Source organism: Nitrosospira sp. CT (assembly GCF_059489795.1).
This window is the reverse complement of record NZ_JCAHZJ010000014.1, coordinates 1-2122: the sequence shown is the minus strand read 5'-3', so window position 1 is coordinate 2122 and position 2122 is coordinate 1. Positions and strand designations below refer to the sequence as shown.

Annotated in this window: 2 protein-coding genes; one reads left to right on the top strand and one right to left on the bottom strand. The window is 50.0% G+C overall.

The annotated features are described in order from the left end of the window. Positions 1 to 197: hypothetical protein (locus AC52W5_RS02470; RefSeq protein WP_495669849.1), on the top strand; the 197-nt coding region annotated here is incomplete at its 5' end. 117 nt (positions 198 to 314) lie between these two features. Here AC52W5_RS02470 and pdxR read toward each other — a convergent pair. Next, complete coding sequence (gene pdxR, locus AC52W5_RS02465; protein ID WP_495669848.1) at positions 315 to 1841, bottom strand: MocR-like pyridoxine biosynthesis transcription factor PdxR; 1527 nt, start codon at positions 1839 to 1841, stop codon at positions 315 to 317. Positions 1842 to 2122 lie beyond the last annotated feature (281 nt).

Here is a 2122-nt window from a genome sequence, read left to right as displayed (position 1 = left end):
ATCTTAAGCAGCCCGGCTCCTGCCTGATCAGGGCAGGGCCGGGGAAAAAGACTGGAACATGGCAACACGCAAACACCGGTCCGCCACCGTTACAGACGGCAAGGTGGATCGGTGTTTTTTTGCCATTCTTAATTTTCTCTATTAATTTCCCTATCAGCTCTCCAAGAGATCCGGAAGCCAATCCCTTAAAGCCATAGTATATAGCCGTTTAATTTCAATAATATCGATTGTAGATAGCGGAAAGTGGGAGAGATACTACAGAAGTAGAAGTGTGTTATTCATAAGACATTTGATACGAACGGCGGCAGGCTGTCCTAAAGGGAGGATGTTGCTACCTTATCCGCTTTCTCTCGCATGGAAAGGGAGTTGAGTGACATATCCGCGAAAGCATCGGCAATTCGTCGAACACCAGCTCGAATCTGATATTCGTTGAGGGAAGAAAAACCTAACACGAGCGTACGAGCGCTATAGCGACAGCCACCGTAATCATAGCCCGTACCCCCTCCGATCGAGTAGATTCTTACTCCATGACGTAACGCAATTGTCTGAAGCTGATCTGCGGGTGGGTAGTGATCAGGAAGATGCCACGCCAGATGCAGGCCACTCTCAAGCCCGCTAAGGCGGACTGCGCCAAAATGTTCCCGTAGTGCTTCCACGAGACAATCACGGCGCTTACCATACATATTTCGCATGCGTCTCAGATGGTTGCCGTAGGCGCCGCTGCGGATAAACTCGGCCATGGTCGCCTGATCCAGCCAGGCATGTCCATTATTAAGCAGAGCTTTCGCAGAACGAGCAGCAGGAATCAATGCTTTGGGCACCACCAGATAGCCTAGTCGTAGGCCTGCCCCCATGGATTTGGAGAATGTACCCAGGTACATGACACAACCATAATCATCCAGCCCCATGAGGGCTGTCAGGGGCGATCCGCGATATCGAAAATCTGAATCGTAATCGTCCTCTATAATGAATGCCCCGCAACGCCGTGCCCAATCCAGGAGCTTCAACCGACGCTCGATGGGCAAGGTGAAGCCCAGAGGAAATTGATGAGAAGGGGTGACAAATAAAAGTGCAACTCCCTCCTTTGGTAGTTGTTCAACGTCGAGCCCTGCCTCATCCACAGGCACGGGAATCAATTTTGCATAGTAACTCTCGAAAAGAGAAGTGGCCCCGTGGTAGCAGGGATTTTCCGTTGCAACCATTGTTCCCTCTTTTACAAGGAGGCGAGCAGCAAGATTTAATCCTTCCTGAGACCCAGCGGTAACGATTATCTGATCTGACGAAACGCTGATACCTCTCGCGACTCCAAGGTGGGCAGCGATGACTTCCCGTAGTTCCGATAGTCCACTGGGATCGCAACATTCCTCGAAGTGCATATTTGCAGACATGAATGTCTTATTTACAAAGCGGCGCCATATCTTATGGGGAAACAGGTCGAGACCAATGCGGTCTGGGCAAAAATCAAAATCGAGATGCTTAATATTATTGTTGGCGTGTATGTGGCCGATAAATGGAATTACTGGCCGTTTGACAAGCTCTTCGTCACCGGGAGAGGAGGAGGTCACCCTACGGGTGGCAGAAAGACAGGTTTCAGGAAGCTCAAGGTTTACATACGTTCCAATTGCCTTCCGGGCCTGAAGATAGCCCTCGGCAATCAAACGATCATAAACCAGCAAAACAGTATTACGGGAAATACCCAACTGTTCGGCAAGCACACGGCTTGCCGGGAGGAGTGTGCCGGGTTTTAGTTTACCTCCTAGGATAAGGTGGCGTAGCTGGTCAAAAATCTGGCCTTGCAGCGATTGACGGCTGTTGTGGTCGAGTTCAATGGGAATTGCCATATGTATTCATGGCGGCAGGTACGCGCGCTGGATTTCTGTTCCAGGTAAATTATCGATTCTGACATATTTTTATAACTAACGTAAGCCTACATACGATATCAGCCGCTCTCACTCATTTATGAGAGCGGCTGATTGCGGGCTACCTACATACGAAGCGAGTGCTTACTCCTCGTCTTCCTCTTCCTCGTCGTCATCCTTCTTTTCGGGCTTGAGCACCATCTTGCCCTGCTTGATGCTCTCGTTCAGGTCGGTTTCTGCAACCTCCTTGTGCACCAGGTTCT